The organism is Nostoc sp. EspVER01 (genome assembly GCF_034530635.1).
In the GTDB taxonomy this organism is placed as follows: Bacteria; Cyanobacteriota; Cyanobacteriia; order Cyanobacteriales; family Nostocaceae; genus Nostoc.
In genome coordinates, this window is sequence record NZ_JAVRCS010000004.1 from 148479 (window position 1) to 162924 (window position 14446).

11 protein-coding genes and 1 pseudogene are annotated in these 14446 nt (G+C 40.6%); 6 read left to right on the top strand and 6 right to left on the bottom strand.

Annotated elements, in window-relative coordinates; genetic code table 11:
• Positions 1 to 411: 411 nt before the first annotated feature.
• Positions 412 to 579, bottom strand: a complete 168-nt coding sequence (locus RMX69_RS29390; RefSeq protein ID WP_354666146.1) for a ribbon-helix-helix protein, CopG family — start codon at positions 577 to 579, stop codon at positions 412 to 414.
• A gap of 411 nt (positions 580 to 990) precedes the next feature.
• Between RMX69_RS29390 and RMX69_RS05400 the strand changes: the two genes are divergently transcribed.
• On the top strand, positions 991 to 4554 hold the full coding sequence (locus tag RMX69_RS05400) for an eIF2A-related protein (protein WP_322636736.1): 3564 nt from the start codon (positions 991 to 993) through the stop codon (positions 4552 to 4554).
• Between the two features lie 429 nt (positions 4555 to 4983).
• Here the strand turns inward: RMX69_RS05400 and RMX69_RS05405 are convergent, their stop codons facing one another.
• The 3 genes from RMX69_RS05405 to RMX69_RS05415 form a co-directional block, all read right to left on the bottom strand.
• On the bottom strand, positions 4984 to 5247 hold the full coding sequence (locus RMX69_RS05405) for a hypothetical protein (RefSeq protein ID WP_322636737.1): 264 nt from the start codon (positions 5245 to 5247) through the stop codon (positions 4984 to 4986).
• 97 nt (positions 5248 to 5344) lie between these two features.
• The gene (locus RMX69_RS05410; protein WP_322636738.1) at positions 5345 to 6196 is read right to left on the bottom strand and encodes a hypothetical protein; all 852 of its coding nucleotides are present in this window, start codon (positions 6194 to 6196) and stop codon (positions 5345 to 5347) included.
• Positions 6197 to 6460: 264 nt separating this feature from the next.
• On the bottom strand, positions 6461 to 6589 hold the full coding sequence (locus tag RMX69_RS05415; RefSeq protein WP_322636739.1) for a hypothetical protein: 129 nt from the start codon (positions 6587 to 6589) through the stop codon (positions 6461 to 6463).
• A 1156-nt stretch (positions 6590 to 7745) separates the two neighbouring features.
• On the opposite strand from RMX69_RS05415, the gene RMX69_RS05420 reads away from it, so the two are divergent.
• From RMX69_RS05420 to RMX69_RS05435, 4 genes and pseudogenes are all read left to right on the top strand, one after another.
• Complete coding sequence (locus RMX69_RS05420) at positions 7746 to 8312, top strand: hypothetical protein (protein ID WP_289797816.1); 567 nt, start codon at positions 7746 to 7748, stop codon at positions 8310 to 8312.
• 162 nt (positions 8313 to 8474) lie between these two features.
• A complete protein-coding gene (locus RMX69_RS05425; protein ID WP_322636740.1) occupies positions 8475 to 9164 on the top strand; it encodes an AraC family transcriptional regulator in 690 nt (229 codons plus the stop codon).
• A 7-nt stretch (positions 9165 to 9171) separates the two neighbouring features.
• Positions 9172 to 9291: pseudogene (locus tag RMX69_RS05430) on the top strand (catalase); the annotation flags it as partial.
• Positions 9292 to 10040: 749 nt separating this feature from the next.
• Positions 10041 to 10511, top strand: a complete 471-nt coding sequence (locus RMX69_RS05435) for an ankyrin repeat domain-containing protein (RefSeq protein ID WP_289797817.1) — start codon at positions 10041 to 10043, stop codon at positions 10509 to 10511.
• 98 nt (positions 10512 to 10609) lie between these two features.
• Here RMX69_RS05435 and RMX69_RS05440 read toward each other — a convergent pair whose 3' ends face one another.
• Together RMX69_RS05440 and RMX69_RS05445 are read right to left on the bottom strand one after the other, a co-directional pair.
• A complete protein-coding gene (locus RMX69_RS05440) occupies positions 10610 to 11080 on the bottom strand; it encodes a DUF1392 family protein (protein WP_322636741.1) in 471 nt (156 codons plus the stop codon).
• A gap of 84 nt (positions 11081 to 11164) precedes the next feature.
• Positions 11165 to 12235, bottom strand: a complete 1071-nt coding sequence (locus RMX69_RS05445; protein ID WP_289797819.1) for an SMP-30/gluconolactonase/LRE family protein — start codon at positions 12233 to 12235, stop codon at positions 11165 to 11167.
• A gap of 662 nt (positions 12236 to 12897) precedes the next feature.
• Between RMX69_RS05445 and malQ the strand changes: the two genes are divergently transcribed.
• On the top strand, positions 12898 to 14409 hold the full coding sequence (malQ, locus tag RMX69_RS05450) for a 4-alpha-glucanotransferase (protein ID WP_322636742.1): 1512 nt from the start codon (positions 12898 to 12900) through the stop codon (positions 14407 to 14409).
• The last annotated feature ends 37 nt before the right edge of the window (positions 14410 to 14446 follow it).

Here is a 14446-nt window from a genome sequence, read left to right on the forward strand (position 1 = left end):
CTTGACTTTGCTTCACTTTGCGTTGAGCCTGGAGCCAAGAGACGGCTTTTGAATTTATCGAACAGAATTCAGGAGTCAGGAGTCAGAATTCAGCAATGTTTTCTGTGCGACTGGCGGATGAATAATCGGCGTTTTTGCACCCCCACCAAATTTTCAATTTGGTGGTCTTCAATTCCTGCGCGGTCTGAATCCCCGACTGATTTATTCTGACTCCTGAATTCTGACTTCTGAATTCTTCTTCAATCGTTGCATATATAAAATTACAGAGGTTTGAAAACCCATAAGCTATTGCGTATTTAACTTGGTTGTAGAAATTGGAGATTTAACTGCCTATTTTGCAGATTTAGGGACTTCATTCTGGAACATTAGATGCACAACAGCTTACTTTTTAAATATGGGTTTCCAAAGTTACTAAATACTTTGGCTACTGTCTAAGTATTTTTTAAGTGTGCGTACCATCTCTCGAATTACATCGCTCTTTGTTCGCTGCATTTTCTCACAATATTCCTCCAAGATGATTTTCTCCTCTAGCGAAAATTGAATTGTTAAATTAGCAGCATTTTTTTTAGCCATTGTCATTGACTTTTAATGACTTTCCAATTACTATTACATAGTAAACTACTGAGTAATCAAGATTAATCAAAAATTATAAACAGGAAATTAAAATTTTCTTCTACTAGAGTCAAAACTTGGTAATTCAATTCAGGAGATATTTATTAATATCATCATGGATGGTGGGTATAAATTTACAAATTAACTCTTAATCTGCTAATAATAGATTTGGCGATTAATAACGTTTAAACTCCCTCAATATCTTTTACTATTTCAGTTTTAACTATCTAAAATTATATTTTTTAAATGGTTTCTCTGACAGGGTTTTATCGAATTATTTAGCTTGTTTTGCAACAACTATAATTTAGTGAAAACTCTCTTCCATAAATGCCAGTGGTAGGAGCCTATTACTCCAAATACAATTCTCCCTAAAAAATTATGAAACCAGAGAAACCCAAACGCAATCGTGGGCTTATACTGACTCGTGAAGGCTGGCAAAAGCTTCAGAATGCCAAACTTGAGTGGGAATTTAGGAAAAACAATGGCTCCAAATCTACCTTAGAAGAATTAAGCGAACAAGCTGGGATCACTCCTGTCACTTTCAGAAAGATACTTACTCGTGAAACCGGGGTTGACAAACGAACGCTTGTGCGTTTGTTTATGACGTTTAATTTGGAACTGGATAAAAGCGATTACACAAGTCCAGACTCTGATTTAAAAGGGCAAAAAGACTTGAAAAACCCCAAGCGCGTTGATTGGGGAGAGATGGTGGATGTATCTGTTTTCTATGGGCGCACAGATGAACTGACTCTACTAGAGCAATGGCTGATTAAGGAACGCTGTCGAGTGGTGGCGCTGTTGGGAATGGGAGGAATTGGTAAAACAACTCTTGCTGCCAAATTAGCGCAAAAGGTTCAAGGATGTTTTGAGTACGTTATCTGGCGATCGCTCTACAATGCTCCCCCACTTTTTGACCTGCTGGCAAATTTAATTCAATTTTTTTCTAACGAGCAGGTTTTAGAAACTGACTTACCAAAAAATGTAAATGGGAGAATATCACAACTAATTGAATATTTACAACAACAGCGCTGTCTGATCGTATTAGATAATGTAGAGACTATTCTGCAAACAGGCGCTTATGCTGGATGCTATCGAGAAGGCTATGAAGATTATGGCTTACTGATAAAACGATTGGGACAAGTTATGCATCAAAGCTCCTTGGTGCTGACTTCACGTGAAAAACCCAAAGATATAGCCTCACTGGGAGGAGAAACACTGGCTGTTCGCTCATTACAACTGAGTGGTTTAGAGGTAGTAGCAGGGCAAAAAATCTTTGAAGCCAAGGGTTTTTCTGGCTCAGAGTCAGAATTACCAGCAGTAGTCGAGCGTTATGCAGGTAATGCCCTAGCTTTGAAAATAGTGGCGACAACGATACAAGATGTTTTTGATGGTAATGTTGCTGAATTTCTGCAACATTACACGGCTGTTTTTGGTAGCATTCGCGATCTGCTAGACCAGCAGTTTTCGCGCTTGGCAAATTTAGAAAAAGATATCATATACTGGCTAGCAATCAATCGTGAGCCAGTTTCGCTATCAGAAATACGAGAGGATATTGTATCACCAATTCCACCACAAAACTTACTAGAAGCTCTGGAGTCTCTGGTAAGGCGATCGCTAGTCGAGAAAAGCACAGCACTCTTTACACTACAACCTGTAGTCATGGAGTATGTTACTCAGCGATTGATAGAGATAGTTTGTGAAGAGATTGTCACTCAGAAACCTGATTTGTTCAGGTGTCATGCTTTGATGAAGGCGACGGACAAAGACTACGTGAGAGAAATTCAAATTCGCCTTATTCTTAAGCCAGTTATAGATGCGTTGCTCACTGTCTTGAGAAGCAAAAAAAACCTGGAGAATCAACTAAGCCAAATTATAGCAAGGTCACGAGAGACATCACCGCTAGAACAAAGTTATACAGCTGGGAATATTCTCAATCTGTTTTGTCATTTAGAGACTGATCTTACGGGCTATGATTTTTCTGATCTGAGTGTTTGGCAAGCAGACCTGCGGTGTTTGAAATTACACAATGTAAATTTCCAAAATGCCAATTTCAATAAGTCTGTTTTTGCAGAAACTTTCGGCGGTGTGGTGTCGTTAGCTTTTAGCTCTGATGGCAAATTTTTGGCTTTGGGCGATACCAATGGCTCTATTTGCTTATACCAAGTTTCGGATTGGAAACAACTTCTTAGCTCTAAGGGTCACAATAATTGGGTCACATCCCTTGCTTTTAGTCCTGATTCCAGTACCCTTGCTAGCGGTAGCGTTGACTGTATTATCAAGCTATGGGATGTCAGAACTGCCAAATGTCTGCAAACCTTGCAAGGGCATGATGACGAGGTTTGGTCAGTTGTCTTTAGTCCAGATGGTGATATGCTAGCTAGTAGTAGTGATGACCACACGGTGAAGTTATGGTGTGTCAGCACTTATGAATGTCTTAGAAGCTTCCAAGGACATACAAGTTGGGTATGCTCCGTTACCTTCACTCCTGATGGAAAAACGCTGGTGAGCGGTAGTGATGACCATACAGTTCGGTTCTGGAATATTAATACTGGTGAATGCTTCAAAGTTTTGCAAGGACACAGTGATGGTATACGGGCAATTACCGTTAGTCCTGATGGTCAGATGCTAGCGAGCGGCAGTGAAGACCAGACGATAAAGTTATGGGATATAATTAGTGGTGAATGCCTCAAAACTTTCTTGGGACATTTAAATGAAGTATATTCAGTCGCCTTCAGTTCGCAAGGTGATATTATAGCAAGTGGTAGTTTTGACCAGACGGTAAGACTATGGAGCGTTAGCAATGGTCAATGCCTCAAAACGTTGGAAGGACATTCTAGTTGGGTATATTCAGTTTCCTTTAATACACGAAGCGATATAGTTGCCAGCGGCAGTTCTGATCAGAGGGTACATCTATGGGATGTGAGTACAGGTCAATGCCTCAAAACGTTCCAGGGGTATACTCATCAGGTATTCTCAGTCGCTTTCAGTCCGGATGGACAGACGCTGGCAAGTGGTAGTCACGATTCTTCGGTTAGATTGTGGAATGTGAGTACAGGTCAATGCCTCAAAACCTTTCAGGGACATTGTGCTGCGGTTCAGTCAGTTGCTTTTAGTCCAGATGGGCAGACGCTAGCAAGTGGCAGTGAAGATCGAACGCTGAGGTTGTGGGATGTGGGTACAGGTCAATGCCTCAAAATGTTCCAAGGACATCATGCTACGATTCGGTCAGTTGCCTTTAGTCCTGACGGTCTGACACTGGCGAGTGGTAGTGAAGACCAAACAGTCAGGTTATGGGATGTTAACACGGGTCAACTTTTGAGAAGTTGCCAGGGACATAGAAATCAGGTTTGGTCAATTGCCTTCAACCCTCAAGGGATGATGCTAGCCAGTGGTGCGTTGGAGCAGACACTCAATCTGTGGGATGTCAGCACTGGTGAGTGCCTCAAGACCTTGGAGGGGCATACGAGTTGGGTTTGGTCAGTTACCTTTAGTCCAGATGGTGAACTGTTGGCAAGTACCAGTACAGATCGAACATTAAGGTTATGGAGTGTCATCACTGGTAAATGCCTTAGAATATTGCGAGTGGATACAGGGTGGTTACTATCAGTCGCCTTTAGCCCAGACAGCCGAACACTAGCGAGTAGCAGTCAAGATCACACAGTCAGATTGTGGGATGTTAGCACTGGTGAATGTCTAAAAACGTTGAAAGGACATGCAGGGGGCTGGCTCAGATCAGTCGCTTTTAGTCCGGATAATCAAACTCTAGCTAGCGGTGGTGAAGATGAAACAATTAGACTGTGGAATGCGACAACAGGTGAGTGCTTAAAAGTTATGAAAGCAGAAAAACCATATGAGCGGATGAACATTATGGGGGTTACAGGTTTAACTACAGCAACTATTGCCACTTTGAAAGTTTTGGGAGCAGTTTCTTATGAAAAATAGCCCCTGCAAGCAGTTATATGAAACCAGTCAATATTTCTCCATCTCAAATATCAGCCTACCGTAAGCCTTGTCTAAAATATCAGGTTGATGAATAAAAATTTTCTCTGTCCAATGAATACTAATACCTAACTATTTAGCTCTTATGGCAGCTAGGGCTATACTCTCTTCAAGCTGTTTTAGCTCCTAGTTTAACAGGGACTAAACAATTAAGTAAGATTTACACAAAATCGACAAAAAGCTTAATTTATCAAATTGCCAAGACGCCAAAAAGGGTAATACTCTTAGAGTGTGCGTAAGTCCCGTTAAGTTTACAATTGGTTTGATTATAGACCATTAAATAGAATAGACATCTCCAAAAGTTAGGTTTTCACCTAGACAGGATAAGAGTTTGAGGTTCTTTTTTGTAGATGTCTAATATATATACGAGTCCTACATCGTACCAAATTCGGTATCGCTTGGCAATCCCTGCGCCAATTTATTCATGATAGTTTCCAAATCATCAAGTTCGATGTCATTTAATATATCCAAACTGGTTTCAAGGAGCTTACTAGTGAGATCATGGCTTAAAGGCTGCTCGATAGGTGTAGTCTTTATTGCATTTGGAAATATCTGTGAAAAAACAGCTTCATTGGCAAAACTAGACCCTAGCGAGACTAAAATCGAAAATCCAAAATCTAAAATCTGAGATAGCATCTTTTTTCTCCTTATAGTTTGAACAGTACAGTTAAGCGTGTCGGAAAAAAGCCTTTCTTGCTTACCAGGTCATTTATTTAGCTTATGGAAAATTAGTTCACACTAGTGGGCAACTATTCAACTCTAGTGGTTTCAATACACTCTGAAGTTCTTTGTCTGATATGTAGCCCTCCTTCGGAGGAGTAAAGCGTAACAATGCGGTTTCATAACAGGCTTTAGCCACGCGAATACGCTCATAAGCAGTCAGTTCTGCCACAACGTGAACTATCTCCTTCACATGCTCCACCTCTGCACCAACACTACTGTGTACCCGTAGCCAGCGTGTGGCATGAGTACCTGGTGGTAGCAAAGTCTCTACATTGTGGATGTATTCCTCACCTTGAAATGTCCCTAAGCGTTCGCTTGCATAGAAAAAGCCAACACAACCAATTGGCTCTGGAACCTGTACACTTTGAATAAAGTGATCTATCAAACCCTTGACAGCCGATGGAACAAGCGCCTGTACTACAGCCTCAGCTTCATATCCCATTGATTGAATATCGAGCAGGGCGAGTTGATCGTGACCAGCCTCTTCTTTCGCTTTCTGTGTAGCCCAGTCTGCTAACCTGGTGCGACCAGATGCAGCGAAGCGTTGAGCGGCTTCTTTCATCAGTCGTGATGTGTGGCGGCTTGAATGGTATGCACCTGCCATTCGCCATACCCAACGTGTAGGGGTGAGTTTTGGTGGTCTGCGATCGCTCTTGACTGTGTGCCAAGCATAGGCGATCGCTCTATCTAAAAGCTTCTGAGTTTCAGCTATCTTCTGTGCATGACTCATATTTGAGGCAAAGCGATCGCCACTTTTTGTAAAACCGGGTCGATGCCTTTGAGTATAGTTAGCAGTCTTGATCGTTGTTTTGTCAGGTACGAAACACGCTGAATCAGTTTTAATTAAAAAGTCATTACGCATAGCTTGTTTCCTCAGTTACGGTTGCTACAGAATTGGGGGAAGTCACTCGTGGCAATAATAGAGTTGTTGCTAAATCACTCATCAAATTCAGCACAGCAAGCATTTCGTCCGATGGTTAAAATCTAGACATGACAATCAGTTAAGCTATTTGAGGCGTTATTAAGCGACAATTCCAAAAAATCGTCAATTGAGTAACTAAATTGAACTGTGTTACAGCTTGTGCTATTGGAATGCTAAAGGAATGCGATCGCCTACGGCGGGCGGTTACGCCATCGCACCTATCGAAATACCAAATGCATATTGCATTTCTATGTCTTCCAGCATCTTGACCACCGCCTTGGCTACCAAGACATGGGCAGTTTGCTGACTTTCTTTGAGAAATGCAATGTCCAATTGTGAGTTTCGCTGGACATTCGCCAAAAAAGAGGTAGTTAAAGATGACTTAGATGGCGAAAAAATTCCATACCATTAGGACTTATGTATCTTCCTGCATCTCGTATCCTGCAAAAGTGCCTTGTTGGTAGTCAAAACCGTTCGGTAGCAGACTCAATGTGCAACCGAAGGAGTTAGTCCAGAGGCAATGTAGACGAATCCAAAGTTTCGCAGCATTGGTAATTGCTCATCTTACGCACCCTCATTTATGTGGTTGGTTGACTGATGCCTGTTGCAGTTAAGTTTGCTAACTTTACAAAACTTTTGCAACTCAAGATAAGAAACTTAAGATAAAGATAAGTTCTTTATTTCCTGTGACATTCTCTTCTTCAAATTTAAAATTGCACAGATAAATGTACTATTTAGCCTAAAAAGCTTGATACATAAGCAATAGCACGATTCCAGTTTTCAAAAATGCACATCTGTAAAAGTGGAAATAGCCATTCTTGAACCCAATCAAATACCCTTGATGAGTTAAACAAATAGTAGATTGATTATACTCTCATGAGAGTAATAAAAGCTGTTTACGGGCGATCGCCTGCCCAGTAAGGGATGTAAAGAAACATTTCTGTTTTTTAGGCGAGTGTTAGTAATTTTCAACCCTATTAGCAAGAAATTTAGAGATTATACCTGTGCAAATTACTTCAATAACCAATTGCTTGAGAATGGTACAAAATGCAAATTTTAGCAAAGTTAGCAAAACCTGTTATTTACATTTACTGTTGGTGAAAAACCGCTTCCGTTGGAACTTTGCCTAAAATCCAAATTAAAAACACAAACTTTTCCGCTTAAGTTTTCTATCTTAACTGGCTAAAAGCAGTGTTGAAATAGATAATTATACGCAAAGCCTTTGAGAGAATTACTCACTCTCAAGGCCTCCTAACACTAACTTACCAGGTTATATCCCCCGATTCATGCACCGGGGGCTTTCCCCTCTAATTTCCGCGGCTGCTATATGTACACATTCTGGACAACAACGGTTTTGCTTTCCGATTTCTTTTTGTAAAGATCATACCCTTAGCAGAAACTTAGTTTTTTAACAGCATATAGTGATTATAGGCATTCAGGATTAAAAGCATACAAAGAGAAAATTGCTTAAAGATTGTAGAGGCTTGAAATGACGAAGCGAACCAACTACTACAATGATATGTTAATAGATTACTCCAAGCCTGAACGAGTTTCTAATGAACTAGCAGTAAAACTACTCAAAGACGCAGAGACATATCTTTCCTTACGTAATGATACCTTACCTGAAATAACTCTAGAATACAGTTTAGAGCAAGTAGAACAGGAAAATAAACATTGGTGGTCAACCCACTGTGAAGCGCTACGACAAGGACGGGGGGACATTTTAGCAGGTGAGTATGCCAATAATCTTGTATATTTTTGTGCTGATGGACCTTTTTATGGCAGAACCGCAGCAACAAATAGAGAAGTAAATCGTTGGGCAATTCTTGCTCAACCAAGTGTAACAATAGCTTGGCCAATTATTATGTTCAATGGTGAAGTTATTTACTCAGAATGGAATTGTTTTGATGATGAAACGAACGAAGTCATTGCCAAAGGAAACGAAACTTTGCTTCGACGAGGACATCGCGGTTCGTGCTACTTAAAATGCGAGCAACTTAGCTTTTATCGCGACGTTTCTGCCTCTGATGAATTGCTGTATTGGATCAGGCGTTGACCAAACTAGTTATCAAAGGATATCTATAAATAAAGGAAGAGAAAGTATAACATTAAAGGAATTATTTTCTGGAGGCTAACTGAAAGTTAACATAACATAAATGAGAAATATTTAGATTCTACTCTAGTTCAGATGAGATGAAATCCAAGTGTATTTAATGCAATGAATGAGGCTAAAGTGATGAACTCTAATTATTTATTAAATGGCATTGACTCTTATAACGTTAACATCGCTATTAATACGGCGATACTGACAAGTTTTGAAAAGTTCTTGCTTCAGTCCCAACCTTTGTTAAGCCATGTTTTTCGATTTATTGAGACAAATTATCATAATTCAATTAGTCTTAGAGAGGTGGCTGAGGCGGTCAATCGATCCCCTGCCTACCTCACCGATCTTGTACGGCGAGAGACTGGAAAAACCGTACTCTGTTGGATTGTTGAGCGTCGTATGGTAGAGGCACGCCGTCTGCTTATCGAAACAGACCAGTCGGTAGAGCAGATTGCTGAAGCTGTGGGCTATCTAGATAGACGCCATTTCGGTCGCCAATTTCTCCGCCTCCACAATACAACCCCGCAAACATGGCGAAGGTCGCATCGGAGTAAGAGTATCCCATGTTGGCAAAGAGTCCCACAAAAGGCACACTCAAGCGAATTAATCAACCAGGAACCCACAACTGTAACTTTTGCAGAAGCTCAACGGTTGCAAGCCTGTATCCAAGAAATTGCTGAAATTTTTAATAAGAGTACTGTTGCTAATGAAGTACTTATGTTAAAAAGCGAAAATGGTTCGGTTGCAAAAATAGACAATGGTTTGATACACATAACCTTAGTTTCAAATTGCGAATCGTGTTGAAATCATTAAAGATACAAACATGGTTTGGAATTTCCTCTTCCTTACACCAGAATCTACCCATCAGGTGACAATTCTGTACTCAAATCGGGGTACTCCGAAGTCTTATCGGCATATGAATGGCTACGGAAGGTAATTACGAGCTATTACCGATCAACTAACTATCCTCACGCACAAAAGGCAATAAATTATCAGCGGGATAGTTTGATGCGATTGATGATAACGGTAGTAGCAGCAAGGGAGTAATTGCTCACGCTGAGACGTTGCTGATTTTGAGTATGAATTTAGTTTATTGCAAAGACGCAAATGAAATAGTTGAAAATACCGAACTTTTAAATTTTATACTTGAATTCAGTAATGCCCCATTGGGTTATTAGCCTCCTGCAAAATTATCTTTTGCAACAGTTAGGAACAGGAGAATAAAAAACGGTTAAAGAGACTGAATTTTCCTTGAATCTTTAATCTTGATCCTTTCCCAAGCTCTGCAATAAGTCTATTGATCGTCAGATGCAGTTCCTGACTAATCAAAGCTTGAGAGCAATCAGCAGTCAAAAGTCAACTCTCAACCAGCAGATCATATGAAAAATTGTCCTTTCTGCTCCCACCGGCTTCTACAACACATTAGTAATAACCAGGTATACTGGTTCTGCCGAAGCTGCTGGCTGGAAATGCCTTTGCTGAAATTAGAAAGTTCAACTCAAGAAAAAGCTGAAAGCTTAATGAACTTTATCAAATTGGAGAAAAAGGAAGTAGTACAAGCACGCTTCAGGAGGTTTTCCAATCGTTCTAGCAGCAATACTAAGCATGGCTAAAATAATAGAAACTTGCAAAATAAAAATTGACCATATAAACAGGCTTTAACTTTTTCATCTTACAAATATGAATATTAATTTAGTTGCTGCGGTCATCAATAACAACCTTAAAGACGCTAAAAAATTCATTGAAACGGGCGTAAATGTTAACCAAACAGACAGCAGTGGAAATAGCCTCTTGCTCGTCAGTTCTGCTAACGGCCAATCAGAAATGGTGAAACTACTCCTTGACGCTGGTGCTGATATTCACGCAGTTGACTCAAATATGAAGGCCACTGCACTCCATGCCTCTGCCTATTTGAGACATCCAGAGGTAATGAAAATTCTGATTCAATATGGGATTAATATAGATGTTCAGGGTCCTTATAACGGATATACTGCCCTACACGATGCAGTTTGGCAGAACAATATTGAAGGAGTCAGGCTCCTGCTAAACGCAGGTGCTCGCTTAGATATCAAAGGTAAGAACGGAGACACTCCTTTAGACATTGCCAAGAAAAGTGGGCTAAAAGAGATTGTTGCCATGCTTTCTGGGTAGGAACTTGACTGTGCTTGAATCTCAAATTTATTAATTCCTACTTGCGTTACCTAAATACTAGACCTGCCTTGAAAATAAAAATAAGGCAGGTCTATTGCTCATACTCGTACCCTCTCCAAATCATAGTCAGTCACTCGTGCGATGGAATCTCTGGAGGTGAAAACCTCATCCCCTTTATCAGATATCCTTGGCGACATCCATTCGATGCAGTAAAACCAAGAATCGCAAATCAGTTGAATGCCCTGGACAATCCGAAGCTCGGGCCCGTCGCCATGAAACCGGAACTCGACGGTTTCACCGAGTCGGAAAACAGGTTTTTCAAAAGTCAGTGCAAGGAGTTCGCCCGTGCCAATAATTTCACGTCCCAAAACAGTTATATTATTGTTGTCGCAGGCAATCTTGTAACTCCAGCCTTGATCTGACCATTCCACCCCGCAGCAGTAGCCGAATGATTTGATGGTGGAGAGGTAGACTCTCTCCAGCAGGCATACTTCTAGGGGTAAAATTTCTTTGCCCCAAGGTGACGAAAGATACCAGCAGGTTTCTAAAGTGTGGACAAGGTTAATCATGCAAATGCCTCCTGATTGGACAATAAATTGCACAAATAATCAACCAGAACTTAATTCCACCGAATGTGCTTCTTGAAAGAGGGATTACTTTGGCAAACTAGGAATGCTGCCGTCTTTTTTGTAACGAGGATCTGTTCCCATTTGGCGGATATCTAATCCGAGTACGCCAATATCCAAGCGGAATATCCCTCCATAACCGTCTTCTGTTTTTATACCGCCAGTTACGAATAGCTGGTCGAGCTTTGGGCCTGCAAAAGCGCAGTTGCTGGTGGTGAGATTACCAGTTGAATATCGACGGATCAGCTTACCCTCAGGATTGAGAACCTGCACTTGACCCATGCCATAGTGAGCGACATAAAGATTACCCATCGCATCTAGGGATATACCGTCAGGCTTATTGTCGATTTGCTCTCCCTGTTTGACAGGGAGTTGAGCAAACACTTTCTGCGAAGACACTTTTCCTGGTGACACTATGTCATAGACCAAGATTTGATTCTTATTGCTCTCGCTAACAAACAACCGCTTGCGATCTGGAGTGAGGACAATGCCATTGGCAAAAGCCAATCCAGTAACAACTAAGTTAATTTTTCCTGTAGAATCCACATAGTAAACTGCGCCGTTTGAGGTCTGGGGGTTTGAGTTACCGGAGTCAGTGAAGTAAAAACTTCCTGCTGGTGAATCAATAGTAATGTCATTGGGATACTCCAGGGGCTTGCCATTAAATTCCTTCGCAATCACTTTCAGGAGCTTGCCATCAGCATCTAGCTGTACTACCGAGTTTTTGGCAGCGACAACATGAGTGCCATTGGGCAGGATCTTGTGACCATTAGCACCTGGGACTTTAGCCCAGATTTTAGTGAAGCCTTCAGGAGTTACAACTGTGATTGTCCCAGCTTTAGTTTGAGAGAAGTAGAGGTTGCCCTTAGCGTCTAAGACAATTCCCTCAGAGTATTTTTCACTCTGCAAAACCTTCATTGGTGAAATGAGATATGCTGGCGGCAGTATTACTTGAGATAACGTAGCAGCTACAGTGCTATTTGTTAACTGCGTTAGCGCCTGTGCAGAGGTAGATGTGGCGTTATTGGAAGTATAACGGCAAGAAGCCAGTAGCAAAATTTGTGCATAGCTGAAAACCATCAAATAAAATTTCCGCATCAGAGAAAAACCTCTTTTTTTTGTGGTTGTTTTAAGAAACAGATCGCGGGTAAATTTACAAGGAAATTCAAGTTACTAAGTATTTGATTTCAGAAGAATATTTTATTACCAAAAAAAATGTATTAACATTCAAATTTTGCTTGCATCAAATATAATCTAAGAGGATGCTTTAAAAGGTTTATAAGATATAAATTTACTGTTTTTGCTTAGGTTTATTTCGACTATAAATAAAGGTTTTAGCCATGTACTTAAATACTTGTATCTGCTAAACAAAAGAGCATAAAAAATTTAAAAAATCCTATAACCATAAAATAATTTATAAAATATTCAACATAAATACAATGGCTATAATTTTGGTAAAAGGTTGCACTTTTTTGATTTTACCGATTTTTATTTCCATTTCATTCTCTCTAAATCAGAAATGAGGTATGAGATAGTGTAGTCTTATTTTGATAGTGATATAGTTATGCATTGTTCAATCTATTTTGTTTGGCAAAAACTAGAAAGTTTGGTATTTATGGTAATTATTTTTTAGTGAAAGCCTAATTAAAAAAAAGAGAGCCAAATAATACAAACTTTTTACGAAAAATTAACCTTTGCATCTATGTTTTATGCATCTTAATCTTATGTTTTATTCCCATTTCTTAAGATAGAGGTTTATTATGCCTTTTCCCAGATCTAGCGGGATTTTGCTACACCCTACTTCTTTTCCTAGTCAGTTTGGTATTGGTGACTTCGGATCGGAAGCTTATCGCTTTGTTGATTTTTTAGTAGAAAGTAAGCAACAGCTTTGGCAGATATTACCATTGGGGCCTACCGGAGATAGTAATTCTCCTTATGCTTCTTATTCAGCGATCGCCGGAAATCACCTGTTAATCAGCCCAGAACTGCTGCAAAAAAAGGGCTTGTTGGCTGAAGATTTCACAAATTTACCAAAGTTTTCCACTGAAAGAGTAGATTATTCCCAGGTTATCCAAACCAAGATACCAATCCTGCAAAAAGCCTGCAAAAACTTCAAAACTAGTGCAAAATCAAGTCAGCAAGAGGAATTTCAGGAGTTTTGTCAGAGTCAGGCTTACTGGCTAGATGATTATGCCTTGTTTATGGCGCTTAAGGATGCCCATAACGGCGCTAGTTGGAATACTTGGGAGATGGCGATCGCTCAACGCAAACCAGAAGCGATCGAGCAATGGCAGCAGCGACTTGCAGATGAAGTTTTTTACCATAAATATCTACAGTTTGAGTTTTTCTCGCAGTGGTTACAACTAAAGCGCTACGCTAACCAGCGTGGGATTCAGATACTAGGAGATATCGCAATTTATGTGGCTCACGATAGCGCTGACGTTTGGGCTAATCCCGGTAACTTTTGCCTTGATGAACAGACAGGTGAGCCAGCACTAATGGCAGGAACACCACCAGATTACTTCAGCGCGACTGGACAGCTTTGGGGGAACCCGATCTATAACTGGGTGCGGCTACAGCAGGAGAATTTCAAATGGTGGGTGCAACGCTTCCAGTCCATGCTTAACTATGTAGACTTGATTCGCATCGATCACTTTCGCGGGTTTCAAGCTTACTGGGCTGTAAAGCAGGGCGAAACAACTGCTATGAATGGTAGGTGGATTGAAGCTCCAGGAGAGGCTTTCTTTGAGGTACTCAAACAGAAGTTAGGTAATCTGCCAATCATCGCCGAGGATTTGGGAGAAATTTCACCAGAGGTATATGCTCTGCGAGACAGATTTGAATTTCCCGGCATGAAAATTTTACAGTTTGCTTTTGGCGATGGTTCACAAGCTGAAAAACGTTTCTTACCGTTCAATTATCAGTCTAATTGTATTGTGTACACGGGTACTCATGACAATGACACGACAGTTGGCTGGTTCAATCAATTGTTACCCCCAGAAAAAGAACAAGTCTTAGGTTATTTAGGTTGTCAGAGTGAGTCTGGAATCCACTGGGATTTGATTCGATTGGCACTAAGTTCTGTAGCTAATCAGGCGATTATTCCTCTACAGGATGTTTTGGGATTAGGTACCGAAGCTAGGATGAACTTTCCTGGCAAAAATGTAGGGGGTTGGGGTTGGCGATATCAGTCCGCAGCTTTAACGCCAGAGATTAGCGATCGCCTCAAAGCAATGACTAAAACTTATGGACGGGCGATTTACCACCAATAAAATTAGAACAAACTAGCCGCAATACCCATTGATACAC

Excerpts from the sequence above, each read along its gene's own strand:
- RMX69_RS29390 (WP_354666146.1), bottom strand. The coding sequence starts at position 579 with ATGACAATGGCTAAAAAAAATGCTGCTAATTTAACAATTCAATTTTCG.
- RMX69_RS05400 (WP_322636736.1), top strand. The coding sequence starts at position 991 with ATGAAACCAGAGAAACCCAAACGCAATCGTGGGCTTATACTGACTCGT.
- RMX69_RS05405 (WP_322636737.1), bottom strand. The coding sequence starts at position 5,247 with ATGCTATCTCAGATTTTAGATTTTGGATTTTCGATTTTAGTCTCGCTA.
- RMX69_RS05410 (WP_322636738.1), bottom strand. The coding sequence starts at position 6,196 with ATGCGTAATGACTTTTTAATTAAAACTGATTCAGCGTGTTTCGTACCT.
- RMX69_RS05420 (WP_289797816.1), top strand. The coding sequence starts at position 7,746 with ATGACGAAGCGAACCAACTACTACAATGATATGTTAATAGATTACTCC.
- RMX69_RS05425 (WP_322636740.1), top strand. The coding sequence starts at position 8,475 with ATGAATGAGGCTAAAGTGATGAACTCTAATTATTTATTAAATGGCATT.
- RMX69_RS05435 (WP_289797817.1), top strand. The coding sequence starts at position 10,041 with ATGAATATTAATTTAGTTGCTGCGGTCATCAATAACAACCTTAAAGAC.
- RMX69_RS05440 (WP_322636741.1), bottom strand. The coding sequence starts at position 11,080 with ATGATTAACCTTGTCCACACTTTAGAAACCTGCTGGTATCTTTCGTCA.
- RMX69_RS05445 (WP_289797819.1), bottom strand. The coding sequence starts at position 12,235 with ATGCGGAAATTTTATTTGATGGTTTTCAGCTATGCACAAATTTTGCTA.
- malQ (WP_322636742.1), top strand. The coding sequence starts at position 12,898 with ATGCCTTTTCCCAGATCTAGCGGGATTTTGCTACACCCTACTTCTTTT.